This window comes from Sulfitobacter rhodophyticola, from assembly GCF_041281685.2.
Classification (GTDB): domain Bacteria; phylum Pseudomonadota; class Alphaproteobacteria; order Rhodobacterales; family Rhodobacteraceae; genus Sulfitobacter.
Genome location: NZ_CP166252.2, coordinates 1 through 24,193, shown reverse-complemented (window position 1 = coordinate 24,193; position 24,193 = coordinate 1). Strand labels below are relative to the sequence as shown.

At 61.0% G+C, this 24,193-nt stretch carries 18 protein-coding genes and 2 pseudogenes; 10 read left to right on the top strand and 10 right to left on the bottom strand.

Annotation, left to right across the window (positions count from 1 at the left end):
• Window position 1: 1 nt before the first annotated feature.
• From AB4X18_RS21000 to AB4X18_RS20985, 4 genes and pseudogenes are all read left to right on the top strand, one after another.
• A pseudogene (locus AB4X18_RS21000) lies at window positions 2–2,615 on the top strand (NAD-dependent epimerase/dehydratase family protein).
• Between the two features lie 63 nt (window positions 2,616–2,678).
• Entirely contained in the window at window positions 2,679–3,941 is a 1,263-nt protein-coding gene (locus tag AB4X18_RS20995) for a tetratricopeptide repeat protein (RefSeq protein ID WP_432817444.1), read from the top strand.
• A 53-nt stretch (window positions 3,942–3,994) separates the two neighbouring features.
• Window positions 3,995–4,978 carry an NAD-dependent epimerase/dehydratase family protein gene (locus tag AB4X18_RS20990; RefSeq protein ID WP_370402683.1) on the top strand — a complete coding sequence of 328 codons (984 nt, stop codon included), beginning with the start codon at window positions 3,995–3,997 and terminating at the stop codon, window positions 4,976–4,978.
• Window positions 4,978–6,687 (top strand): SDR family NAD(P)-dependent oxidoreductase, encoded by a 1,710-nt coding sequence (locus AB4X18_RS20985; protein WP_370402684.1) that lies wholly within the window; start codon window positions 4,978–4,980, stop codon window positions 6,685–6,687. Before AB4X18_RS20990 ends, AB4X18_RS20985 begins: the two co-directional genes overlap by 1 nt.
• Here the strand turns inward: AB4X18_RS20985 and AB4X18_RS20980 are convergent, their stop codons facing one another.
• Window positions 6,688–7,476: an SDR family NAD(P)-dependent oxidoreductase gene (locus tag AB4X18_RS20980; protein WP_370402685.1), complete on the bottom strand. Its 789-nt coding sequence runs from the start codon at window positions 7,474–7,476 to the stop codon at window positions 6,688–6,690.
• Between the two features lie 222 nt (window positions 7,477–7,698).
• Here AB4X18_RS20980 and AB4X18_RS20975 point away from each other — a divergent pair, with 222 nt between their 5' ends.
• Window positions 7,699–10,452 carry an HlyD family secretion protein gene (locus AB4X18_RS20975; RefSeq protein ID WP_370402686.1) on the top strand — a complete coding sequence of 918 codons (2,754 nt, stop codon included), beginning with the start codon at window positions 7,699–7,701 and terminating at the stop codon, window positions 10,450–10,452.
• 34 nt (window positions 10,453–10,486) lie between these two features.
• On the opposite strand, the gene AB4X18_RS20970 is transcribed toward AB4X18_RS20975, so the two are convergent.
• Together AB4X18_RS20970 and AB4X18_RS20965 are read right to left on the bottom strand one after the other, a co-directional pair.
• Window positions 10,487–11,065: a sulfotransferase family protein gene (locus AB4X18_RS20970; protein ID WP_370402687.1), complete on the bottom strand. Its 579-nt coding sequence runs from the start codon at window positions 11,063–11,065 to the stop codon at window positions 10,487–10,489.
• 96 nt (window positions 11,066–11,161) lie between these two features.
• On the bottom strand, window positions 11,162–11,725 hold the full coding sequence (locus AB4X18_RS20965; protein ID WP_432817448.1) for a hypothetical protein: 564 nt from the start codon (window positions 11,723–11,725) through the stop codon (window positions 11,162–11,164).
• Between AB4X18_RS20965 and AB4X18_RS20960 the strand changes: the two genes are divergently transcribed.
• From AB4X18_RS20960 to AB4X18_RS20945, 4 genes are all read left to right on the top strand, one after another.
• Window positions 11,720–11,902: a hypothetical protein gene (locus AB4X18_RS20960; protein WP_370402689.1), complete on the top strand. Its 183-nt coding sequence runs from the start codon at window positions 11,720–11,722 to the stop codon at window positions 11,900–11,902. The two genes, AB4X18_RS20965 and AB4X18_RS20960, sit on opposite strands and share 6 nt — an antisense overlap.
• A gap of 163 nt (window positions 11,903–12,065) precedes the next feature.
• The gene (locus AB4X18_RS20955) at window positions 12,066–13,031 is read left to right on the top strand and encodes a class I SAM-dependent methyltransferase (protein WP_370402690.1); all 966 of its coding nucleotides are present in this window, start codon (window positions 12,066–12,068) and stop codon (window positions 13,029–13,031) included.
• A gap of 19 nt (window positions 13,032–13,050) precedes the next feature.
• On the top strand, window positions 13,051–13,980 hold the full coding sequence (locus tag AB4X18_RS20950) for an alpha/beta hydrolase family esterase (protein ID WP_370402691.1): 930 nt from the start codon (window positions 13,051–13,053) through the stop codon (window positions 13,978–13,980).
• Window positions 13,981–14,011: 31 nt separating this feature from the next.
• Window positions 14,012–14,941 carry an NAD-dependent epimerase/dehydratase family protein gene (locus AB4X18_RS20945; protein WP_370402692.1) on the top strand — a complete coding sequence of 310 codons (930 nt, stop codon included), beginning with the start codon at window positions 14,012–14,014 and terminating at the stop codon, window positions 14,939–14,941.
• Window positions 14,942–14,954: 13 nt separating this feature from the next.
• On the opposite strand, the gene AB4X18_RS20940 is transcribed toward AB4X18_RS20945, so the two are convergent.
• From AB4X18_RS20940 to repA, 5 genes are all read right to left on the bottom strand, one after another.
• Window positions 14,955–16,118 carry an ATP-binding protein gene (locus AB4X18_RS20940; protein ID WP_370402693.1) on the bottom strand — a complete coding sequence of 388 codons (1,164 nt, stop codon included), beginning with the start codon at window positions 16,116–16,118 and terminating at the stop codon, window positions 14,955–14,957.
• Window positions 16,119–16,182: 64 nt separating this feature from the next.
• The gene (gene repC / locus AB4X18_RS20935; protein ID WP_432817447.1) at window positions 16,183–17,433 is read right to left on the bottom strand and encodes a plasmid replication protein RepC; all 1,251 of its coding nucleotides are present in this window, start codon (window positions 17,431–17,433) and stop codon (window positions 16,183–16,185) included.
• A gap of 270 nt (window positions 17,434–17,703) precedes the next feature.
• Window positions 17,704–17,844, bottom strand: a complete 141-nt coding sequence (locus AB4X18_RS20930) for a hypothetical protein (RefSeq protein ID WP_370402695.1) — start codon at window positions 17,842–17,844, stop codon at window positions 17,704–17,706.
• Window positions 17,841–18,674, bottom strand: coding sequence for a ParB/RepB/Spo0J family partition protein (locus AB4X18_RS20925; RefSeq protein ID WP_370402696.1), 834 nt, complete (start codon window positions 18,672–18,674; stop codon window positions 17,841–17,843). The genes AB4X18_RS20930 and AB4X18_RS20925 overlap by 4 nt, the downstream gene beginning before the upstream one ends.
• Window positions 18,674–19,858 carry a plasmid partitioning protein RepA gene (gene repA, locus AB4X18_RS20920; RefSeq protein ID WP_370402697.1) on the bottom strand — a complete coding sequence of 395 codons (1,185 nt, stop codon included), beginning with the start codon at window positions 19,856–19,858 and terminating at the stop codon, window positions 18,674–18,676. The genes AB4X18_RS20925 and repA overlap by 1 nt, the downstream gene beginning before the upstream one ends.
• A 355-nt stretch (window positions 19,859–20,213) precedes the next feature.
• Here repA and AB4X18_RS20915 point away from each other — a divergent pair.
• Window positions 20,214–21,961, top strand: a pseudogene (locus AB4X18_RS20915) (sugar phosphorylase).
• A 3-nt stretch (window positions 21,962–21,964) separates the two neighbouring features.
• On the opposite strand, the gene AB4X18_RS20910 reads toward AB4X18_RS20915, so the two are convergent.
• Window positions 21,965–23,185, bottom strand: coding sequence for a glycosyl transferase (locus tag AB4X18_RS20910; RefSeq protein WP_370402698.1), 1,221 nt, complete (start codon window positions 23,183–23,185; stop codon window positions 21,965–21,967).
• An 11-nt stretch (window positions 23,186–23,196) separates the two neighbouring features.
• The gene (locus AB4X18_RS20905) at window positions 23,197–23,982 is read right to left on the bottom strand and encodes an HAD-IIB family hydrolase (protein ID WP_370402699.1); all 786 of its coding nucleotides are present in this window, start codon (window positions 23,980–23,982) and stop codon (window positions 23,197–23,199) included.
• Window positions 23,983–24,193 lie beyond the last annotated feature (211 nt).

Genomic DNA, 24,193 nt, shown 5'->3' with positions numbered 1-24,193 from the left:
AATGAAAGACGAAAGCAAACCAGTTGAATGGGGCGGCAAGGGACTCACCAGCGGCAATTTTCGCCAGATTGCGAAGAATGGCTGCGGTGATCCGGACAACGCCTATGTGCACGGCATGGAGTTCTTCGAAGGACGGCTCTATTGCGGGATGACGCGCAATTCGTTCAAGCTGCTCAAGCTTTTTCCACCGATCGACCCACCCGCACTTGATCCCTGGCCCGTCGATGTGCCGCCCAAGGTGCAGGATCTGGACATGCAGGGCCAGATCAGGCGATGGACGCCCGAAACCGACACATGGGAACTGGCCTACCGGTCCCCGATGATCCCGGGCAAACAGGGAGAACCCGCACCCCGCGATCTGGGGTATCGCGGGATGAAGGTGTTTCAAGGCAAATCGGACAAGAAACCCGCGCTTTACGTCTCGACCATGTCCACGGTCCTGCGGGGCTGTGCCGCGCATGTCCTGCGCTCCGAGGATGGTCTGGATTTTCAACCGGCGTCGGAACCCGGCATCGGCAACGACCGGATTTCGACCTTCCGGGAACTCGAAGCCTTTGACGGGTATCTTTACGCCCCGCCCGCCGGTGAAGGGATCCAGTTCAATTCCAATCGCTCGGGCGTTCTGATGCGCTCCAACGATCCGCGTCCGGGCAATTGGGAAGTGGCCGGGGATCTGGGTTTTGGCGATCCACACAACAGCGGCATCTTCATGATGACGCAGGCCAACGGACATCTTTACGCGGGCACCTTCAACCATTTCGAAGGCTATCAGATCTGGGCGACCCCGCCCTGCGGGGATGGCCCGCTGCAATGGCGCAAGGTGATTGATCGCGGTGCCTATCGCGGCCCCCTGTCCGAGATTGCGATGGGCATGTGCGAATTCAACGGCGCGCTCTATGTCGGCAGCTCCATCCAGAACGGCGGATATGACCGCACCAATCTTGTCGGTCCCGGCGCCGGAGAGATCATCCGGATCTGGCCGGATGACAGCTGGGACATGCTGGTCGGTATGCCCCGCGAAACCCCTGATGGCATGAAATACCCCCTGTCCGGCATCGGGCCGGGCTTTGACAATCTCTTTTCCGGCTACACCTGGCGGATGTGTGTCCATGACGGCTGGCTCTATGTCACCACATTCGACTGGAGCGTCTTTCTGCAATACGCGCACCGGCCTTCGCCAACCTCCCGGCGGCTGTTGAACGGCATCGGCTTTGAACAGCTGGCGGAGATCGGCGGCGGGTTCGAGATGTGGCGCACCAAGGACGGGGTGACCTGGGTGCCGGTCACGATGAACGGCATGAACAACCCCTACAACTATGGCGGCAGGACCATGATTTCGACGCCGGTGGGCCTGTGTCTGGGAACGGCAAATCCGTTTGGCGGACCAAGTCCCGCGCGGTTTGCCTCTGGCTGGGAATACCACCCCAACCCCGATGGCGGCACGGAGGTGTTTGTCGGCAACGCTGAAACGGTGCCCTTTACCCTGCCAAAGCCCAAACGCCCGGTTGCCAAGACCAAGGCCACGGCCAAGTCGAAAGCACGCGCACAAACCGCTGCGGTGGATTTTGCGGTGACCGGGTGCACCGGCTACATCGGCAAGCATCTGCTGCCCAAATTGCTTGATGCGGGGTACCACCTTCGGGTGCTGGTCCTGCCCGGAACCGGCGATGTGCTGCCGAAAAACAAGCGGCTTGAAGTGCTGGAAGGCGACCTTGACGATGATGCGCAACTGAACCGCCTCGTCGATGGGGCGCGGATTGTACTGCACATGGCGGCGCTGCTGGCGGGATCCAGCAAGCTGAGCGATCTGCGCCGGGTCAACGTTGCGGGCACCCACCGGCTGCTGCGGGCCTGCCGGGATCTCGCCCACGCTGGAACGCTTCGTCTTTTCAAGTTCCGTGGCAGTCTACCAGAACCAGTTCAAGCCCGAAGACTGGCCCATTCACGAATCGCACGCCCTGCGCGTGGACGGCGGACATGACCTGTCCGACTACGGCATGTCCAAGATTGCCGACGAAAATCTGGTGCGCCACTACAGCCGCTTGTCGGGAACGGAACATGCGATCCTGCGTTTCGCGCTGGTTTATGGCGTGGGGGACCCGATGTTTGACCGGCTGGTCCGCGAAGTCGCCCCACGTCCCGAATTCGGCACCGGAGAGCAGGGCGAACAACAGCGGCAGTTCGTTCATATCAGTGATGCCGTCGAAGCCATCCTGCGTGCCTGTCTCGAAAAGAAGGCGGCCAACAACACCTTCAACGTCGCAGGTCCCGACACCGTGACCTACCGCGCGATTGGCAGGGTGACGCGGATTTCGACGGATCTGGCCACCCGCGAGGACCGGGTCCCGGATCAGACAAGGACATGGAGCCGCTACGTCCAGCAATATGATATATCCAAGGGAAAGCAGGAGATGGGCTTTTACCCATCGGTCCCCATCTACGAAGGCCTCCGCGAGGTCATCGAGGCCGCACAGGCGGACGGCGCGTTGCCGACAAGCCAGGCCTGCGCAGGACATCCCGACACTGCGCCGGACCCCGTGGCGGCCAGCACCGGCACGGAACCGATCCTTCCGCAGCCCGCCCGTGATGCGAAACGTCAGGAACTTGAACCGTGAGATCGACGACAGAAATGCAAGCCCGTGATGGGTTTGCGGTAACACCAGGAACGGAGTTGAAACATGCCCCAATCAAATCAGACAAACTGGACCCCGAATGTTCAGCAGGTAGAGCCAACTGATCCGCAACGGATGCAGTTTGTCCGCGGCCTGCTGCGCGATAACCGCCTGCAGGAGGCGCAGAGCGAACTGGTCAAGATGCTTCAGCAGGAACCCCGTAACACGCAGTTCCTGATGATGCTGGGCATGACCAGCATGCGTTTGCAGCAGTATGAAGATGCCGCAACCAGTTTCGAGCTGGTCATGGACATCGACCCCAAGAACCGTTTCGCCCCCATTGCCGCCGCCCATGTGGGCATGCGGGGGGACAATTCGGAATACGCCGAGACCTATTTTCACAAGGCGCTCGAAATTGATCCGACCTCGGTTCAGGCTCTGACCGGGCTGGCGACCCTGCATGAACGCCAAAAGCTGCCCGATGCCGCGATCGAAGCGCTCGAACGCGCGGTGGAGATCGAGCCGAATTCAGCTTCGGTGCGCCGCCGCCTGGCCGGTGTCATGGCACGGGCCGACAAGACCGATGGCGCGAAAGAGCAGCTGAAATCTGCCCTGATCGCCAATCCGGGCGACCCAAGGCTGACCCTTCAGCTGGCGCGGCTCCATTCCGAGGAGGACGACAACGGCAAGGCGCTTGCAGTGATCGAAGACGCGCTTGAACGGAACCCCGAAAGCCAGCCGTTGTTGTTGGCGCTGGGGCAGGCAAGGATGGCCGAAGAGGATTATCCCGCCGCAGCCGACGCCTTTCGCAAGGTGCTCAAGGACGAAGGGCGCCGACCCAACCCACGCGCGCGGATCGGTCTGGCGCAGGCGTTGATTGCCCAGAAGGACCTGACCGACGCGCGCGCCATGCTGAGCGGCATAAACCAGCGGCGCTACAATCCCGCGGTTCAGCGGCTTTACGGCGATGCCTTTGCGGCGGAAAACAATGTGGAGGAAGCCGAGAACAGCTATCGTTCCGCGCTTTTGCACATGCCCGACGGCCACGAAGCGCTGGCCAAGATCGATCAGGCGAAAAAGGCGGACGGCAAGATGACCGGTGCCAAGGTGCTGAAGCTGTACGACGAGGAATTCGAACGTCGACACGATGCCATCCGCGAAGGCGACAACCGTCCGGACATGCAAAATCTGACGGCGGATCAGCGAAATGCGCTCAGGCAAAGACGTGACCGTCGGCGCATGATGATGCGAAACATGATGTCGGCAAGGCGGCGCGACGGCGGGCAAGGCAATGCCGGGCCCTTCGCTGGCCGGTTTGGCAACAACTGATCGAAGGCGGGAATGCCCGCCCCGGTCCCATCGTCATCGGGAGGTCGGAAAGTGTGAAAATTCTGGTAACCGGCCCTTCCGGTGCGGTGGGTCAATACGTTCTTGAAGCCTTGATGCGCACGGACCATGACGTGCGCATCCTCGCGCTGCCCGATTCAATGCACCGGGTCAATTATCGCGACCGGATCGAGATCATCCCCGGAGAGTTGTCGGACCCTCTTGCCATCAAGGAGGCCGTCGACGGGGTCGAAGTGGTTTTTCACAACGCGCTGATCGGTCCGTTCCCGGCCTTTGATCCCGACAACCTTGAACGGGTGAACACCCAAGGCACCCGCAATCTGGTCGCCGCCTGTGCAGGCAACGTGCGGCGGTTCGTGATGGCGTCGTCCAACAACGTCTACGTCCCCCACCGCACACCCGATCTTTGGCCCGTGACCGACGATGCCTTGCGCGAACCCCACGGCAACCCGGCGCAATATGCGCTGGGGGAAACGCTTATCAAGGCCGAAGATGCCGTTTTCGAGGCGGCCGAATGCGGTGCGTTTGAATATGGCATCCTGCGTCCGACCATGGTCGTGGGGCGCAAAAGCCCCTTTGTCGATGACATGATCGTCCGCCTGATCCGCGACCCCGACGCCGCCGATGGCCTGCGCCGGATGTGGGACACGATGCAGTGGATTCACGGCAGCGATATCGGCGCGGCGGCCTTGCTTGTCGCGATGGAAGACGCCGCGGCAAATCAATGTTTTCTTGTCGCCGGGGAAGAGCCGATAACGGCCTATGATGTTCTGTCCCTCATGTGGGAGGCCATGAACGTCGGGCGCGAGGACAATCCCTATACCGAACTTGCGTCGCGCCACAACGTCGGGGTGCCGAAGTTCTCGGCGGCAAAGCTGAATGCGCTCGGGTGGCGACCGCGCATGCGGGCCAGGGATTGCATCAGGGAAGTATTGGGACGTCTGGAATTCTATGCGTCCACGGCAGTCAAGTTTCCCAGCTATCTGCCCATCGAAAACATGACGATTGGAGAACACTGATGAAAGTTGCGGTATCCGGCCCTGATACCACGCTTGCCCGTGCGTTGCTTGCTGCACTTGGTGATGCCCGGTGGGATATCATCCGTGTCGGGCAATCGATGGGCAACGGGGCGGACCGGGCGCATGTGCAGGCGGCCAGCGCGCCGGACACCGCATTGGCACAGGCCGATGTACTTTATATCCTTGATATGTTCGCCGCCGGTGCCGACGCAAAGCGGCTTGACCACATCACGTCGCTGATCACGACCGCGGCGGCTGGCAGCATTCGGCGCATCGTGTTGCTGACCCCTTCGGGGCCTGCCGATGCCGGGCGCACCGCCGAAACGGTGCTGCAGCAGACGCGGGGCTGCGACTGGGTCGTGATCCGCGCCCCGGATCTTTATGATCCGCAGGACCCCGAATTGCGCGCAACGTTGAAACGTATCATGATCGACGGGGTCAGTGCCGCCGATCAGACGCCGTTCCGCCGCCTGCATCCGCTCGACCTTTGTGCGGCGCTTGTCGTGGCAGCGCGGTCGGAGGCCGCGGCGGGCCAGGTTCTGGAAGTGGCCGATCAGGTGACCCTGTCGCCCGACATTCTGGCCGCCGAACTTCAACGGCTGGGGCGCCTGTTTTCCGACGCTCAGGCGACGGAAGACCGGGTGCGGCCCGACTATCCGACCGAAATGGTTGCTTCCGATGTCGCCCCGGCGCATCAGGCGCTTGGGATCATGCCTGCCCGACGGGGCTGGACCGGGCTGGCCGAATGCAGTCAGGCCATCGTCAAAGACCTGCGCCGCGAAGGACGCGTGGCAGATAACACGCCGAAATTGCCCCCGCTCCTGCAGGCGCTTGAATCGGGATCAAAACCGCTGACGGGCAAGGTCTGTCTGGTGACCGGTGCCACGGCGGGCATCGGGCGCGCGCTGTCGGTGATCCTGTCACGGTGCGGCGCGCATGTGATCGCGACCGGCCGGAACAAGGCCGCAGGCACCGACCTGCTGGAAGAACTCTCGTCTCGTCCCAGTTGCACACCGGGCAGTTTCATTGCCGCGGACCTGTCGTCCCGCGCGCAGATCGCTGATCTGCTGGAGGCCGTAACGCAGGCACATCCCAAGGTGGATGTTCTGGTGAACAATGCAGGGGCCGTCTTTACCGACCGCAGGATGACCCCCGACGGCATCGAAGCAAGTTTTGCGGTCAATCATCTGGCGCCGTTCCTGATCACGCGGGGCCTGTTGGAACACATGACGACCGATGGCCATGTCATCAATCTTTTCTGTGACATCGCGGAGACGTCCGGGCTGGATTTCGGTGATCTGTTCTGCGCGCAGGATTATGCGCCGCTGGATGCCTATGCGCGGGCAAAATTCGCCAGCATGATGTTCACGGCCTCTCTGATGCGGCGCGCGGACGCAACGGGCCCAAGGATCTGCGCCGTAAATCCGGGCGATGTCCGGACCGGCCTGCTGGAGGACCGCGTTCTTGCCAAACGGCCCGAGGTGGCCGCGCTGCTGCGGTTCCGCAATCAAATGGCGTCTCCTGATCAGGCGGCCGGTTTCGTGGCGTCAATTCTGATTGACCCGGCGTTCGCTGGCCAGGCTTCCATCTATGCCAGGCAGGGCGCCATCGGTCAGGTGCTGCCCGCCGCGGACGATCCCGCCGCTGGCGCGCGTCTGTGGGAAATCAGCGATGCGATGTCCGGATCCGGATGGCAGCCCGCCGCCTGATCAGTCGTCCTGCCTGATCTGATACCTTTGCAGGAAAGCACCGACCGCAGCCATTGTATTGGGGCTGTTCCATTGCACGAATTCGCCCGTCAGCCCCTCCGTTTCCGCCGAACACAACCAAAGAAGCAGCCGCGCCGCCGTTTCGGGCGACCGTGTTGCGTCGCTGGTCTGCCCTTGCCACAGCGCCGCTGACACCTGCGCGAAAACCGGCGTGTCAATCGGCCCCGGATTGAACGCACAAGCGGTGATGCCCCCGTAGTTCGGCTGCGCCGAAATGCTTTGCACCAGATGGTTGACGGCTGCCTTGGTGGCCCCATAGGCACCTGTGTTGAACATGGGCCGGAACGTGGCCGAACTTGACAGAAAAAACAGCCGTCCGGCCTGCTGCTGACGCATGACGGGCAGGATATGGCGCACAAGGTTCAGCGGCCCGGTCACATTGGCTTCCCAAAGGCGCGCCCACACATCGGGGGCGACGCTGTCCAGATCTGTTCCGATGCCATCGGCGGATCCCCCGATCGACAGCAGGAAATCGATGCGACCGAACGCGTCGACCGTCTGCTCCACCATCTGCCTTACGGCGCTATCATCGGCCAGCTCCGCGGCGCAGGCGGCGACCTTGCCCCCCTCTGCACGGATGTCGTCAGCCACCACATCCAGCGTGGCCTGATCGCGGGCCGTAAGGACAACGGTCGCCCCCGCACGCGCCAGCATCTTCGCTGTACCCGCCCCCAATCCGCGGCTTGCACCGGTCACCAGCGCGACCCGGTCAGACAGGAAGGGAACCATGCGCGGATACTCCAATAGAATGCGCGGATGCGACCGGACTCCGCGCAGGGTTTGACGAAATTCCTTCTGCCCGGTCAGGTCGCGGCGGATTGCCCCCGAACGCGGAAGCGATCCGGTTCCCGATCAATAGCACCCTGCGCCAAATTTGTCATGATTTTCAACACGCGCGCAGGTTTCGTGTATAGTAACCATAAGCAACGAACAGACTGGAAATAATGCGAAATGGCCCCTGATAGCGCATCGGCCCAACAGATCGACCAAGGCAGGCGATGTTATCGTCTGTGCGATGCTGCGGTGATCACGCAGGACGGCAATGGATATGGTCCCGATCGTGGCGCATATGCCAAGAACAACACGACCGGTGCGCTGTTTCGCATGGGCCATGCGGAGACCCTGTTGCTGACCGGATTGGGGTCGGGTTTTTCGGTTGATGCGATGTGCAAGGCCTTCGCACACAGGCTGCAAATCACCATTACCCCCGACGCGGTCGAGGAATTCGCCCAAGACATGGTGACGCGCGGGCTTCTTGAGGAACTCGAACAGGGCACATCAGAACCTGCGGCGGTAAAGGATACCGCATCCGCTGGCGACCATTCCCTGTCGGGACAGGGGCCTGATGCGCCGGATGGCGATGCGGCGGAGGAGGCGGAGGGTCCGTATTCCGATGATGATCTGTTCGGCGACAGCCCTGACGATGAAATCGCCACCGATCTGAGCGATGCCGTCTTTTTCGAAGACGACTTCACCGAAACCCTGTTCGAAGAACCCGGTGCCGGGGCAAAGAAGCGACAAAGCCCGCCGCCCCCGCGCGGTCCCGCCAACCCCAAGATAACGCAGCGCGCGCCACGGTTCGAGGATTCCGCACCGAAACCGGTCCGCACCATGGCCATCAGGCTGTTCAATCCAACCGGGCTGCTGGGTGTGCTCAACGCCCTGTTCGGCTGGATTGCCCATTTGTTTTCATGGCTGATCCTTCCCGTTGCTGTGGTGGCGCTTTTGTCCATTTTCCACAGGCTTGATGAGGTTCTGACCACCCTGACCGCCGGTTTCGCCAATCTGGGTCTGGCCGGTCTTCTGGCCCTGTCGATGCTGACCGTGAACCTGGCAACCCGGCTGGTCATGGGGGCGGTCATCCAGCGCGAAGGCGCCGAGGTGCCCGGCTTCGGCATCACCTTCATGTTTTTCGTCATCCCCAGGTTCGCAGTCGACACCACGAACCTGTTCCGGCTGGAAAGGGAAGGCCGAATGCGGGTCTTTGCCAGTGCGCTCAAGACCCGGTTGTTGATTTTTGCGCTCTGCACCTTCTTCTGGGACGGGTCCCGGCTGGGCGGCACCGGCTTTTCGGAATTCGTGGCACTGCTGGCGCAGATCAGCCTGTTCAGCTTCCTCATCTCGGCGTTCCCCCTGCTGTCCGGCGAAGGCTATCGCCTCATGACGGCGTATTTCGACGAACCTTTGCTGCGCGAACGGTCGCTGGGCTTGCTGTTTGGCCGGGGCAAGAACAGCAAACTACCGCCGGTTCAGGGTCGGCAATGGTGGGTGTTTCTGCTCTACGGCCTCTCCATCGTCATTTTCACTGCCTTCATCGTGACGCTGGCGGCCGCCTATGCCTCCACCGCGCTGGTGGGCCGGTTTGGCGGGACGGGTGCGATCATGTTCGTATCCCTGATCGGCCTGATGCTGCTTTGGCTGCTTGTCACCAAATCGCAAAGCAGACGGCTCCACACCCAGATCGCCAGACAGATCAGGGCAGAACGGAAGGCGGCCAGCGACGCGATACTGTCATCGGGTAACGATGGCGCATGGGATGAATCACGGCAATTGCCGGTCCCCGTCGCGCGGAATGATCTGGTGCCAAGCGGCCGGTCCCTGACCCTGCCCGCAGCTACCTCCGTCGGGACGGCACGGCCCCTGCCCGGCCTCTATGCCAAGAACGCGGGCACCCGTTGGGGCGTCTGGGTGCGGCGCGGGCTGCTTGTCTCCACGCTGGTGACCCTCCTTTTCGTGGCGTTCCTGCCCTATCAATATGACGCCGGGGGCGATTTCGCGATCCTGCCCGACACCCGCGTGCAGGTGATTGCCCGCGTCCCCGGAGAGCTTGCCGAAGTCCTGGTGGACGAAGGCGACACGGTTCAGGCCGGTGAAGTTCTGGCGCGCCAGCAAGGGATCGAGGAACGCTATGCCCTGGCCGTGGCCAAGGCCGCGCTGGCCAAGGCCGAAGCGCAGTTCGAAACCCTTCAGTCCGGGGCCACGCCCGAAGAACTGCGCGTTGCAGAAGAACAGGTCTCCCGCGTGGAGGTCGAACTGCCGTTTCTGGAAGCCGAGGCTGAACGCGCCGACGAACTTCTTGAACGCGGGGCCATTCCCCAATCACAGGCCGAAGCGATCAAAAGCAGGTTTGAAACCGCCAAGGCAGACCTGCGCACCGCACAGGCCAATCTGGAGAACGTGCAGGCGCTGGCACAGGAAAGCGAAATCGCCGCGTCCCGTGCCGACATCGACCGGCTTTCCGCCGAGGTCGCCTATTACGAACAGCTTTTGAAGGACACGGAGATTGTCGCGCCGGTCCCGGGACGGGTCGTGATCATCAACGAAAAACCGGTCCGCGGGACCTATCTGCAAACCGGTGAACTGCTGATGGAAATCGAAGACCACCGGTTCGCGCAGGCGGAAATCCAACTCCCCGAAACCGACATCAGCCTGATCAAGATCGGACAGCTGGTTCGGCTGAAGTCATGGGCGATGCCCGGCAAGGAATGGGTCGGAACGGTCGCGTCCATCGCGCCGGTCGCGGAACGTCAGGAATTTGGGCAGGTGGTGCGGGTCCGGACCCGTCTGGCGAATGACGACGGGTCATTCCGGCCCGGCATGACCGGATTTGCCAAGATCGAAGGCCCCGAAATGCGCGTATGGGAAGCCTACTCCCGGCTCTTCGTGCGTTTCGTTCTGGTGGAAATCTGGGGCTGGATTCCCTGAGCAACCCAGCTGAGCGCAGACATCGCCCGACGGGTCAGGCGCGGTTGCGGTACAGGTCCGGTTCGACCACGGCGGTCATGGCGGCAATGTCCAGCCCGCCGCCCAGAAAGGCGGAGATTTGTGCCATCTGTTCTTCGGGGCTGGCGATGACACTGGCGTAGTCCACCACGTGCATCTTCATGTCGGGCTGTGCAGCCACCCAGTTCCGAAACGCCATGATTTCGGACTGGAATAGGTCGGCAATGATGTCACGCTGATCGCGCCCCGGGTCCAGCCCTTCGCGTTCAAGCATCTTTTCCTGCGACCGCACGACTTCCGCAATCTCGCGCTGCATGAACAGAACCCGGTACGGAATGCCCTGTGGCAGTTCGTAAACCAGCTTGTAGATGATCTTGACCGCACTGCCCCGCGCATCGGGCACCCAGCTTTTGTCGGTCGGCAGCGCCTTGACCCGTTCGTACTCGTAATACCCGCGCGGATTGTCCTCGTTCGCGGTGCGCTGCTTGTCCTGAACGGGTGCAATGCCCCCCGCCTCAAGGATCCGCATCATCATCGACGTCCCTGATCGGGGCAGCCCGGAAACAATCGTCACAAAATCCATAGGTTTGTCCATTCTGCTGAACCTTCCGAAGTGGTCGCGCGCTGATCCGGCCCAAGGGCCGTCATGCATTCAACATACCCAGAATCGGCATTTTATGGTACTGATATCCTATCCAAAATTATCTGGAGGATGACGACAATGAACGATTCGGCAAAAGACAGCGGGCCAAAAAGCGAAACGGCTGCCGTTGCGGAACCACTGCGCAATGGTGACGCCGGCGGCGGACGTGTCGGTTTCGGCGGTCAGGGTGGATTTGGAGCCGGAATGCAAGGCGGCATGGGACGGGGCGGATTTGGCCCCAATCCGGGTAATTTTGGCGGTCGTGGCGGATTTGGTCAGGGCGGCGCGTTTGGCGGTCAGGCGCAGGACGGTGGATTTGGCGCAGGCCAACAAGGTCAACGCCGTTGGGGTGCCGGACAACAGGGTCAGGCCGCAGGACAAGGCGGATTTGGCGGACAGCAACAGGGATTTCGTCGGGTCGGCGCAGCCGCCGGGCAAGGTGGTTTCGGCGGCGCGGGACAAGGTGGTTTCGGCGGTCAACAGCGCGGTGCGGGACAGGGCTGGTTCGCAAATCGCGGCGGCAATGCCGGCGGATTTGGCGGTGCTGGTGGTCAGGGTCAGGCAGCGGGCGGACAGTTCGGCCAGGGCAATGCCCAGGGCGGCCCGATGCAAAACGCTGACCCGATGCAACAGGCGATGTTCTGGCGCCGCATGGCGCTTTACCTCATGGCTCAGCGCAACGGACAGGGCGGCGCGGGCTGGCCCGGACAAGGTGGCGGCGCTGCTGCGGGTGGCGGACAGTTCGGTGGACAGAACCCAGGCGGCGGCGCAGGACAGTGGCGGCGCTAAGGGAGGTTCATTTAACCTCGTTTAATCCGGTTTGAAGTGGAAGGCGTTGGTATTGGCGATTTGAATTGAAGTGTTGTCCAGCAAGTAATTTTTTGTAATTTTTCGTAGCCTTTCCAATGTGATAAGACCTTTTTAGCTTGATCTTTGTATGGAGAACGGCACGATGGCAGACGCGAAAGTCGATGATCAGAACACCGGGCAAACGGGCGCGGGCGCAGGTGGTGGACGACCGGGAAGCCTTCCGCGCTTTGCCCAACAGGGTCAGACAGGGACGAACCGCTTTGGGGGTGGCCAACAGGCACCCCGGTTCACGCCCGCGCCGCGGTGGGCGGGCCGCGCAGACACAAACCCCGAAGCGGAGATGGAATATAACGACCGCATTCGCAGGTTCTACGCCATGCACCTCGCCCATGAAGGCGAAAGCGAAATTTTCCGGGGCACGGAATTCTGGAACTGGGGGTATTGGACCCAATCCACGTCAAGCCAGAACGAGGCATGCGAAAACCTGCTTGAGCTTTTGCTGTCTTTCATCCCCGAAAAATCCGGGCGGATCCTCGATGTCGCCTGCGGCAAGGGGGCAACGACACGCCATCTGCTGCGCTACTTCGCCCCGGAGAACGTGACCGGCATCAACATCTCGCCCGAACAGATCGCTGCGTGCAAGGAACGCCTTCCCGAAGTCAATTTTCAGGAAATGGACGCGGCTGATCTGGAATTCGGGGATGGCGAAATCGACAATATCATCTGCGTTGAGGCGATGTGCCACTTCAATACCCGCGCCGATTTCCTGCGCGAAGCCCTGAGGGTGCTGAAACCCGGCGGATACCTGGTGTTTTCAGATTCCCTGCTGCGTGCCGAAACCGAAATCCAGCCGCGGGTCAACTACCTCGAAACGGCGCTGCAATACACCGATGTGGGTCTGGAGGCCGGATTTGACACGGTCGAAGTCTACGACACCACCGAAGAAACATGGAATCGGTTTGGGCAATTCCACATGCGAAACGCCTACCAACGCGTCCAAAGCGGTGAACTGACCCCGCGCAATCTTGGCTTGACGGGCATGTGGCTCCGGCGGACGGCCCCTGTGGCCTATGTCGTGGGCTGGATGCAGAAAAGCGCCAACAGCTGACAGATCGGGAGCACCACACATGACCTCTTTCGGACTTCGTCGCACACGTGTCGGTATGGCTGTGTTCGCGGCCCTGTTCCTGTTCGTTTCCCTCTGTGCCCAAGGCGCATCAGGCCAAAGCCAGGGGGCCCGGATTGAACGGACAATCAAACAATCCGGTCTGAACAGGGAATACATCGCATATCTTCCCGCCAATCCCGGTGCCCGGTCATCCTGGCCGGTTTTGATGGCCTTTCACCCCGCCTTTGCGACCGCCACCGATTTCGAACGGATTGCCGGGTTCCAGAATGCGCGGGGCGCGCAGAACTTCATCGTGGTGTACCCGAATGGATTCCGGCGCAGCTGGAACGTCGGGAAATGCTGCGGTGGTGCGCAGCGGCGCGGATTGGACGATCTCGGCTTTTTCAGCGCAATCATGGCCGACCTCAACACCATTGTCCCGGTTGAACCCCGCGCCTATGTCACCGGGTTCTCCAACGGCGCCATGCTGGCCTACGCGCTGGCCTGCAAGCGGTCGAATTCGATTGCTGCCGTGGCACCTTCCGGTGCCACAATCGCGCTGAGCAATCAGAACTGTAACCCCGGTCGCCCCATCCCTGTTTTCCACCTGCATGGCAGGGAGGACACGTTCGCCCCGTTTTCAGGCGGGCAGAGTGAATTCAAACGTGTCGGCAAACAGCCTGCGGTGACCGATGGCATCGCGTTTATGGCAAAGGAAAACCGGTGCACCCAGAAATCCCAGACCACACAGCCATCCGGCGTCACCTGCACGAATTGGCGCGGATGCCCCAAAGGGGGCGAAGTGACGCTTTGTGTCGTGCCCGGACTGGGCCACCTCTGGGCCGGATCAAGATCAAAGACATTCGGTAATCTGATGGGGCTCGGGCCCAGCCGGACCGACATCAGCGCCACCAACCAGATCGTCCAGTTTTTTCTGAGCCACAGATGATTGAAATGACCAATGCAAGGATTTTAGTGACATGATTGCTCTTGTGACCGGTGCAACGGGATTTGTCGGAATGCGCCTATGTGCGCGTCTCATGGAGGGCGGGCATACCGTCAAGGCGGCCCTCCGGCCCGGCGGTAACAGCGCCAACGGCGCGGCGCTTGCAGACATGGGGGCAAAGACGATGCCAGTGGACCTGTCTGATCCACAGGCCGTCCTGACCGCCCTAGACGGGGTCGATACGCTGTATCATCTGGCATGGAAATCGAACCGGATGTCGCGCGGGGCGGCCCATCAGGGCGTCCAGTCTCCGGCGACGGAAAACCTTGCCGCGCTGCAGACCCTCATTGACGGCGCAAAAAAGGCGGGGATCCGGCGCATTGTCTTTGCCAGCACGGTGTCGGTCTACGGGCCGGAAACCGAATGGGGACCGATCCCGCAGACCGAAAGCGGTGCGCTTCCCGAACTGGACGGGCACCCCAATCCCTATTTTCGCTTTTATGCCGCCGCCAAGGCCGAAGCAGAACGGATGTTGCGGACGTCTGCCCGTCCTGTGGAAACAGTGATCATCCGACCTGCCATGGTCTATGGTGCAAATGCCCAGTTCGCGACCCAGATGGTGACAAATGCCGTCAACGGAAACGGTGCCGGAAATGCACCGCACCCCGTGCAATGGGTTCATGTCGACGATGTCAGCCGGGCGCTTGTTCTGGCCGGAGAACGTGAAGAGGCGGCCAATCAGACGTTCAATATTGCCGGTAGAAAGGCGATCCTGAACCATACCCTTGCCAACGAAGTCCGGCGTCTGGCCACCGCCGGGTTCAATGGTGGTCAGGGCGACATACTGGACTGGAATGCGCGCGTGCCCCGGTATGATATCCGCGCAGCCAAGACGAAACTGGCATTCCATCCCCAGATCGGATGGCGCGATGGCCTCAAGGAAATGGTCGCCGCAGAAGCCTGAGTTCTGCCGCGCTTTAGATCGTCTGCAACCGGTCAATGGCACCGGACAGGGGAACGGCGCGCAGCCCGCCCTGCCCCGGCACCTCGCGCGCATCGGCATAGACCAGCAGCCGCTCCGCGACATCAAGCTCATCAGCGGCGATATGGAAACCGCGCGTGACCTTCGGCGCAGTAGTACGCTTGATTTCAATCGCCCAAAGCGCACCGGAAGGCAGCTTGAGGATCAGGTCAATCTCCGCCCCGGCCGAGGACCGGTAAAAACTGGCCTCCGTGCCGCGCGGAGCCGCAGCGATCAGGTTCTCAATGCAGAACCCTTCCCAGGACCCACCGACGACCGGATGCCCAAGCAACGCCTCCTCGGTCTCCAACCCCAGCAGCGCATGTGCCAGGCCCGCGTCGCGGATATAAACCTTGGGCGATTTCACCAGCCGCTTGCCCGCATTGGCATGCCATGGCGGCAGGCGGCGCACCAGCATCAGGTCCACCAGCAGGTCAAGATAGCGCGCCACGCTTTGACCCGACACACCCAAACCGGCGGCGATCCTCGCGGCATTCAGCAAACCGCCCTGCTCATGCGCCAGCATGGTCCAGAAACGGCGCAGGGTCTCGGCCGGGATGCGCAGGCCGAATGACGGGATATCACGTTCAAGATACGTGCGGATAAAATCTTCGCGCCAGGTCAGGCTGGCATGCTCCGACCCCGCCAGAAAGCTTTCCGGGAAACCACCGCGCAGCCAAAGCGCTTGCAACGCCCCCTGCCCCACTTCGTCAAGAATGAAAGGCGTCAACTCATGGTAGCTTACCCGCCCCGCCAGCGATTCAGCGCTTTGCTGCAACAGCGTGTTGGACGCCGATCCCAACAGCAGGAATTGCCCGGTCCGGTGCCCTGCCCTGCGCCGTCGGTCAATCTGGCCCCGAAGCGTGCCAAAGAGACCCGGCATCAACTGAACCTCGTCAATCACGACAAGCTGTCCCATCCGCTCATCAAGATAAAGATCAGGTTCCTCCAGTATCTGGCGATCTGCATTCCGCTCAAGGTCCAGATAGACGGCACCGCGCTGTTCCGCGATATCCTGCGCCAGTGTCGTCTTGCCCACCTGACGCGGCCCAAGAAGGACAACCCCGGCCTGCGTATCCAGAGCCTGTTCAAGCTTTTCTTGATGCTTTCGAAGGATCATACCTTGCATTTATTCCATCCAACAGAAGATTTGCAAGGATATCGAAGCGTATTTCCCATATTTCTCACGCCGCGCGCGCGCTCAGCCGACCAAAGAAACTGCGTTCCAGATGCAATTCCCCCGCTTCGGCCTTCTCGACCATACCGCGCAAATACCCGCTGGGAGACGCCACATGGCCTGAATGCACCTTTTCAAAAACAAGCGCAAATGCGGCGGCGGCGGCCGGTTTGCCCAACTGGCTCTGCGCCCGGTGCCAGACATGTTCTGACACACCGACCATCGGTCTCAATTTCCCAGCAAGGCGCACGAAATCAGGCCAACCACGGATGTGGCCACCCAAATCGCGGCCCCAGGAGGTGAACTCCGGGCAGGCTTGCAGGATCATGGGCAAGTCAATTCCCATCCTGGGTGCGCATGGCTCTCTTGTCGTCTCGCACCGGGTTACGGCTTGAACAGACGCCTCAGCCTGCTGGTCGTGCGTGCCGGTTTCATCATGCTCTTTTTCAAAGCCCTTACACTTTACAGAATGAAGTTGATTTGTAGTTTGTATATGGGGTCCATTTCCGGCCTCCCTGGGGGTCATTTCCTGCCGTTCACGTATCGCCTCTGGTGTGTTTTCCAGTGATTGAGGGTCCGCCCTCAACATCGTCTCCACACGGTGCAGCAGGTCCAGGAACCGCTCGACAATCACCTTCAGGACCTCGGATGATGCACGCGGGCTGGGAAGCTGTGCCACAAGCGCGTCAAACGCTTCCCTGAGCCCTCCCCCGTCCCGGTGCAGTTCTCTGATTTCCAGCCGTGCACGGATGCGCCGCCGGGCAATGGTGATCTGCCGTTTCAACTGCTGGCACAGCCCGCGCTCCGCCGCCCGATCAGCCGCAAGCGCTTCAAACTCCTCCACCCGGGCACCCAAGGGGGACAGATCAAATCCGTAAGCCTCGATGATCACACCCTTTGCATCCCGCCTCCCCCAGCGTTTGCCGTTGGGGCTGTCCTGAAAGGCAATCACGCCCATTTCGGCAAGCCGTCGGGCGTGGCGCTTCAGGGTAGACAGCGAAAACCCCGTCTGTTCCATCAGATAGGCATTTGACGGCCACACGATGGGCCGCCTGCCCGCCTCCCAATCCTGCGGCTGCGTAAAGGCCGCCAAGGTGTCAAGCAGCAGAAGATCCGCCGCCTTCAGCCCGATGCAGGCCGCGACCCGTTTCACGGCAACGACGGCTCTGCTTTTGTTTACCGTGACGGCCGCACCGGCCTCTGCAAGGTGTTCGGCTTGCACAAGCGCGGGCGATGCCTTGCGCCATCCAGTTGGCACGGAAATACCGTCCCGGTGCCCGACGGGCCCAGTGACCCCGAACGGGGCATGTCTCAAATGTTCCATAATGTGTAGACCGCAGCAGATACCCGTTCGCCCAAGAGCGTTTTTTGTTGTGTGGTGATTCGCGGGCTGCTAGGATTGAAGTGCGAAAACAATCAGCGCCTAGGCGTTGCAGCCCTCGGAACTCCGGTTTCGAGGGTTTCTTTTTGCGTTATCCTCCTTGTCTGCTCATATCCTCAATCCTCCAGTTAACAGCTGTTAACCGGCTCATCCTCCGGAGTCGTTCTGAAACGCCCGGTAGGAATCTTCGATCAGACGGTCGATATTCACATCAAGCCAGTCTGCAAATTGCTTCGTGTCCCCTGCCCGCTTGACCGTCAGCGTCACGGATGACTTGGTCGACTTCACGACAGCGCCTGACATCGGTGACCGCTCAGCCGGGCGGGCCTCTTTCGGGCCGCGTTTGCCAAGGGTGTCCAGCACCCGTTGCAGCCGCGCGTCAGACCCCGTGTCGTCGGGCATCCCGGCAAGCACATCGAACAGTTCTTCTTCGGAAATGGCCCCCCTTCGAGTGCAGCGGCAAGCGCCATCCACTTGGGGCGCCCCGCGCCATGGGCAGGCCCGATTGCCATGCCGACCTCATCCGGGATCAGCCGCGCCACACGTTCAAGCTGCGACAGGGTGTTCTTGCTGATCGACAAGGCCTGCTGTGCCTCTTCGCGCGTGTGGCCCTGTTCAAGAATCGCATGGGCGAAACGCGCGCGTTCATAGAAACTCAGATCCTGTCGGCTGGCATTCTCCAGCCCCTTGGCGATCAACGCCTCACTGTCGTCCAGCGTGCGGATCAGGGCCTTGACCGGGATCCCCAATTGTTCGCAGGCAAGGATACGGCGGCGGCCATAGACAACATCGAATTTGCCGTCCTGATGGTCCGAAGGCCGCAGCAAAACCGGCACCTGCTGCCCGCTTGCCTTGATGCTTTCGGCCAGGCTCACCACTTCTTCATCAAGGGAGTTAACAGCTGTTAACTGCAGGCGGTCGTGCGGCCCCCAGGGCAGAATGGAGATCGTCCTGATCTCCTGAATGCCGCCCAGACCGGCCCGCACAGACCCTACGGTGCCCTTCGGCAACGTGCGATGCGCGCGCGCGCTTTCCTGCGGCGTATCTGACGGATCCGTGCCCGCCGTCGCTGCGGAGATTGCGGCCATGATGCCCGCCTTGTTCTTGTCGAGTGCCATCAATGACGCCCCCATGCTTTCTGAACCAGGTTTTCGATATCCTTCCCAACCGCATCCATACTGGCGCGCGCCCGATCATAGGTGCTGCGCGTCATGTCGGCCCGCGCAACCTCGTAGATCGACATCTTCAGCATCGACGCATCCGCAACGGCCGTGCTGCGCAAGGCCGTCGATGGCACGATCCGATCCTGAAACAGCGCACGCATCAGGGATACGATCTGCTGGCTTGGAATATCGCTTGGATCATCTCTTGTGATCAGAAAGCTGAAGAAATCATGATCCATGCGCACGCCGCTTTCCTCGATCACGCCGAGGTAAGCAGAGGTCATTTCGATGAATTGCTGCGTCGAGGCCAGATCAAGCATGCTGGGCGTCATCGGAACAAGCACGGAGGTGGCGGCGAACAATCCGGTCAGCGTCAGAAACCCCAGGGCAGGGGGGCTGTCGATGATCACGACATCGTAATTGTGCTGAACAGGCTCTAACGCGCTTGAAAGCCGCTCAAAGAATGCGGCACCGCGACCGGCGTTGACGGCTGTTTCAGTCTCGAACTCGCTGAGGATCAGCCGGGCAGGGGCCAGATCGAGGCCGGGAAAATACGTGTCCACGATCACATCGGACAAGGGCAGGGGGTCTTCATACCGCAGCGCGTCATAGATCGTGGGTCCGTCGAATTCCAACTCTGTCTGAAGCCCGCAAAATCCCGTCAGGCTGCCCTGCGGGTCCAGATCCACCGCCAGTACGCGATACCCGTTCAGGGCAAGATAGTGACACAAATGAATGGTCGCGGTCGATTTCGCGGACCCGCCCTTGAAGTTCATCAACTGGATGACCTGCAACTTGTCTCCCGCACGGCGTCCGGGGACGTATTTGCCCGGCGTGCGCGATCCCGCTTCCAGCGCCTGCCGCATCGCCCAGATTTCGTCCCCGGAATAGGACCGCCGCCCGCCCTTGTTCACGGCAGGCTCCACCACGGTGCCATCGCTGTGGCATTTGCGCAGGAACTGCCCGGAGACGCCCAGAAGCTCTGCAGTCTCTGTTGCGCTGAATAGTCTCAGACTTTTGCGTTGATCCGGGGCATAGACCTGCTGTAGATGCGTGGTCAACGCAGTCTTCAGGCGTGCCGCCATCTGTCCCGTGACATCGGACTGGAACGCCGCCGAAATCGGTGCTGTCTGAATCATGGTTGCTCTTTTCCTGCTTTTCGTTGCTTATTTGCGCAACTTGAAACAGTTAGGCCGCGATTCACACCGCCAAGTCAAGAGGATTATCCATAGGTCGCAAAACCGGACCGTGGAGCCACAAGATATAGGACACCGCCATAGAGTTAACAACTGTTAACCGCGGCGGGGCAGGGGGGTCCGATCTGAGGCCAGCCATCCGACAGGGATCGGCCAGGCCGGAGGTTTCTGACCAAATATTGTGCAGCGCGGGGGAATGGCCCTGCTAATTCCCCCGAACGATGCATTCATCCGGGCATTGCTTCTTGGCTCAACGCATCATCTTGTATGCGGAACAGTTTTCGGACCTTCATTCTTTATGCAAAAAACCAGGACCCGCTCCTTCAGCACGCGCCTTGCGGCACTGATCCGGCAGATCTATCCCGACGTTGACGCTGACATATTGCTCAGCAAGATCGTGGAGGCCTTCTGGCCCGACGGAACGCGGCCGCGCAAGCGGGGCGCACCCCAAGCAACAACCTGTGGACTGAACAGGACGCGGTGCTGATCACCTATGGCAACTCCATTCTGGATGGCGCGCACAAGCCGCTTGATCTGCTGCATGATTTTCTGTTGCGGCGCATGAAGGGGGTCGTAAATGGCGTGCATATCCTGCCGTTTTTTCCCCATACGTCCGACGACGGTTTCGCGGTTTCCGACTTCCGGTCGGTCGACGTTCAGCTGGGCGACTGGGCTGACATCAACCGCATCGGCACCGATTTTCACCTGATGTCCGATCTGGTGTTGAACCATGTGTCCAGCCAGGGCACGTGGTTCAACGCCTATCGGCAGGGGCAGGCGCCCTATGACAGGTTCTTCTTTGAAGCCTCGCCCGAGGATGATCTGGCCGATACCGTGCGCCCCCGCACGACACCGCTGCTTCAGAAGGTGGAGACCGCGAACGGGCCACGGCATGTCTGGTGTACGTTCAGCCATGACCAGATCGATCTGGATTTTCGCAACCCCGAAGTTCTGCTGGAATTCCTGCGGATCATCCGGCTGCACGTGGACAACGGGGTGCGGATCATCCGGCTGGATGCGGTGGCCTTTGTCTGGAAAGAAGCGGGCACGCCATCGATCCACTTGCCGCAAACCCACGCCATCGTGCAGCTGATGCGCCTGCTGTGCGACTACGCGACGGAAACGATCATCCTGCTGACCGAAACCAACGTTCCGAAGGCCGAGAACCTGAGCTATTTCGGCAACCGGAACGAGGCGCATGCGATCTACAATTTTCCGCTGCCGCCATTGATCCTGCATGCGGTGATGTCCGGCACAGCGCAGTATCTGCGGCGCTGGCAAAGCGGGATGCCGCCCGCGCAGTTCGGGTGTGCCTATCTCAACTTCACCGCCAGCCATGACGGGATCGGGATGCGCCCGGTTGAAGGCATCCTGCCTGCAAAAGAGCAGGCCAAGATGATCGACACCATCAAGGAGATCGGCGGGCTGGTGTCCATGCGCGCCCTACCGGACGGGGGAGAGGCCCCCTACGAGATCAACACGACATTCTATGAGGCGACCGGGACGACATTTGCCGGTGACAGTGATTTCCACTTCGAACGCTTCATCTGTTCGCAGACCATCGTGATGTCGCTGGAGGGTATTCCGGCCTTTTACATCCATTCGATGCTGGCCACCCCGAACGATCATGCGCAGGTCAAGCGGCGGGGGATGAACCGGGGGATCAACCGCCATCGCTGGGATTACCCGAAGCTGAACGCGCTGCTGGATGATCCAACGACACCGCACGCCCGGGTCCTGACCGCGCTGTCAGACCGCCTGCGCATCAGGGCGCAGCAATCCGCGTTTCACCCCAATGCCACCCAGTTCACGATGCCATTGGACAACCGCGTCCTTGGGGTCTGGCGGCAGAGCCTTGACCGGTCCCAGTCCATCTTTGCCCTGCACAACGTCAGCAATCAGCCGATTGCGGTGTCCCACATGTCGATGAACCTAATCGATGATGAAACATGGATAGATCTGCTGAGCGGGGAGGAGGTGGACATGATGCAGGACGCCATCACGCTGGCCCCGTATCAATGCCGCTGGATCACCAATCGCGGCTGACGCTCAGGTGTATTCCGCCTCATCCGCCTTGGCCGCGGCATGCATGTCCGACAGGAACGCCGGATCCGCGGCATGGACGCGGTTCCATGTGGGAATGAAAGGCGTCTCGTGCGGATTATCCAGAAACACTTGACCGGCGCGCATGATGTTCTCCGCAAACAGTTCGATCGCGCGTTCTTCGGTGTGGCGGTCCACGGAAAGCCCGTTCATCTTGGCGTCGTTGTAATAGGCTTCGAGCAGGTCCAGCGCGCAGCGATAATAGGTGGCCTTGAGCGTGCGAAAGACATTTGCCGTGAACACGGTGCCATCCGCCGCCAGCTTGCGGAAGATCGCCTTGCAGATGTCGGTGGACATGCGGTTCAGGCCCGCGTCCGCCTCGTCCGGGCTCAGGTCCTGATGCTTGTGATCGTAGGCGTCGGAGATATCGACCTGGCAAACCGCCTTGGGCGCCAGATTACGCCAAGCCTCTGATAAAACGCCGATTTCCAGACCCCAGTCAGACGGGATACGCAGGTCGGGCAGGATAGCCGTGCGCATGGCGAATTCGCCCGACAGGGGATAGCGGAAGCTGCGCAGGTAATCGATATAGTCACGATCCCCGATCACCCGCTTGAGGGCGATCAGCAAGGGACTGACCAGCAGGCGGGTGACCCTGCCGTTCAGATTGGTCCCGCCGATGCGAGGATAATACCCCTTCGCCACCTGATAGGGAAAATCGGGGTTGGCCACTGGATAGATCAGCCGGGCCAGCAATTCCTTGTCATAGGTAAGGATGTCGCAATCGTGGATCGCCATCACCGCGCTGTCCGCGCAGCCGATCAGATATCCCAGCGAGGTCCAGACGTTCTTGCCCTTGCCGCTTTCGGAAGGTGCCAGCCCCATGGCTTGGAGCCGTTCCCCCAGCGCCAGCATGCGCGGGCTGTCGTTCCAGATCACGATGTGGTTCTGGTCGAGACCTTTGAAGAACGCCTTGGCATGTCGGTATTCCGCTTCGTCCGCGGCATCCAGCCCGATGATGATCCGGTGCAGGTATTTCACCTTGGCCAGTTCCGACAGGATGTTCGGCATCGCTTCGCGTTCAAGTTCAGAGAACAGGCAGGGCAGGATCAGTGAAATCTTCCGCGCCTGCGCGAAGATGGCAAGCTCATGCTCCATTTCGCCGACAGAACGGGTGCGTAGATTGTGCAGGGTGGTGATGTTTCCGTTCTGGTGGAAGTCGGCCATGTCGTTTGGTCCTAGTGCAGTTGAAGTCGTTGAAGTAGGCCCTGTATGGCCAAATTCCATCCCGAAGGACCAGCGGCGCTGGTCCGGATGACGCGCCCGGCGGCTTCGCCGTTGAGGCGGGGCAGGGGCGGGCGATGCGGGTTGGCGATCACGACGGCATGGTCAGCGGCTTCCAGCATCTGCACATCGTTGGGCGCATCGCCAAGGGCGATGGTGTGCTGCGGTTCGTAGTCCTTGATGATCTGGCGCATCTGGTCGGCCTTGTTGCCACCGAAAGACAGTGTCAAAAATCGCCCGCCTTGCTGTGCGGTTATGCCATGTTCCGCAAGATGGGTCAGGAACGTGGCCTTCTGGGCATCCGTGCCAACCCATTGACCCGGCTCCGAAAAAGCGCGCTTCTGCGCGAGGGCGGCATCCGGAACGGGCAGGGCGGTCATGTCGGCCACCTGTTCCGCCGTCACGTCGCCAAAGCCGATGAACAGGACGCGCAGGTCATCCGGCACCTTGCCCAAAGCGCTGCGCAGCGCGTCGTATCGGGCGCTTTCCTGAACATCGGACACCCACGGCGGCAGAACACCTGCGCCGTTCTCCACAATCGCGGGCCAGGCATTCAGGCCAAGCGTGGTGCGCAGGGTGCTGACCTCTGCCGCGGTCTTGCTGCTGGCCAGAACGATCCCGGCCGATAGGCGGTTGAGTGCGTTCAGCGCCTCCGTTGCGGGGGCCCAAGTGTAGGTATCATGGTCGATGAGGGTTCCATCGAGATCGGTGAAGACCATCAGGGGCAGGCGTGCTGTCATACCGCGCTTAATGCCGCAGCGTCCGGCGCGCTACAAGCTGATCGTCGGGTCGGATTATCCGGTGTCTGCGCATGCGCGACCTGTAAGATGACTTATGGTAACTAATCGGACCGTGTTGCAGCAGATCATCACAAGGGGCGTCTGACCGATCCCTCCCATCTGAAAGCGGTTCCTGAAAAGAGCAGACGCAACCTTTGTTAGAAGTCCGGGG

Coding starts and splice junctions, on each gene's coding strand:
- AB4X18_RS20995 (WP_432817444.1), top strand. CDS start 2,679: ATGCCCCAATCAAATCAGACAAACTGGACCCCGAATGTTCAGCAGGTA.
- AB4X18_RS20985 (WP_370402684.1), top strand. CDS start 4,978: ATGAAAGTTGCGGTATCCGGCCCTGATACCACGCTTGCCCGTGCGTTG.
- AB4X18_RS20980 (WP_370402685.1), bottom strand. CDS start 7,476: ATGGTTCCCTTCCTGTCTGACCGGGTCGCGCTGGTGACCGGTGCAAGC.
- AB4X18_RS20975 (WP_370402686.1), top strand. CDS start 7,699: ATGGCCCCTGATAGCGCATCGGCCCAACAGATCGACCAAGGCAGGCGA.
- AB4X18_RS20970 (WP_370402687.1), bottom strand. CDS start 11,065: ATGGACAAACCTATGGATTTTGTGACGATTGTTTCCGGGCTGCCCCGA.
- AB4X18_RS20960 (WP_370402689.1), top strand. CDS start 11,720: ATGCAAAACGCTGACCCGATGCAACAGGCGATGTTCTGGCGCCGCATG.
- AB4X18_RS20955 (WP_370402690.1), top strand. CDS start 12,066: ATGGCAGACGCGAAAGTCGATGATCAGAACACCGGGCAAACGGGCGCG.
- AB4X18_RS20950 (WP_370402691.1), top strand. CDS start 13,051: ATGACCTCTTTCGGACTTCGTCGCACACGTGTCGGTATGGCTGTGTTC.
- AB4X18_RS20945 (WP_370402692.1), top strand. CDS start 14,012: ATGATTGCTCTTGTGACCGGTGCAACGGGATTTGTCGGAATGCGCCTA.
- AB4X18_RS20940 (WP_370402693.1), bottom strand. CDS start 16,118: ATGATCCTTCGAAAGCATCAAGAAAAGCTTGAACAGGCTCTGGATACG.
- AB4X18_RS20925 (WP_370402696.1), bottom strand. CDS start 18,674: ATGGCACTCGACAAGAACAAGGCGGGCATCATGGCCGCAATCTCCGCA.
- repA (WP_370402697.1), bottom strand. CDS start 19,858: ATGATTCAGACAGCACCGATTTCGGCGGCGTTCCAGTCCGATGTCACG.
- AB4X18_RS20910 (WP_370402698.1), bottom strand. CDS start 23,185: ATGGCCGACTTCCACCAGAACGGAAACATCACCACCCTGCACAATCTA.
- AB4X18_RS20905 (WP_370402699.1), bottom strand. CDS start 23,982: ATGACAGCACGCCTGCCCCTGATGGTCTTCACCGATCTCGATGGAACC.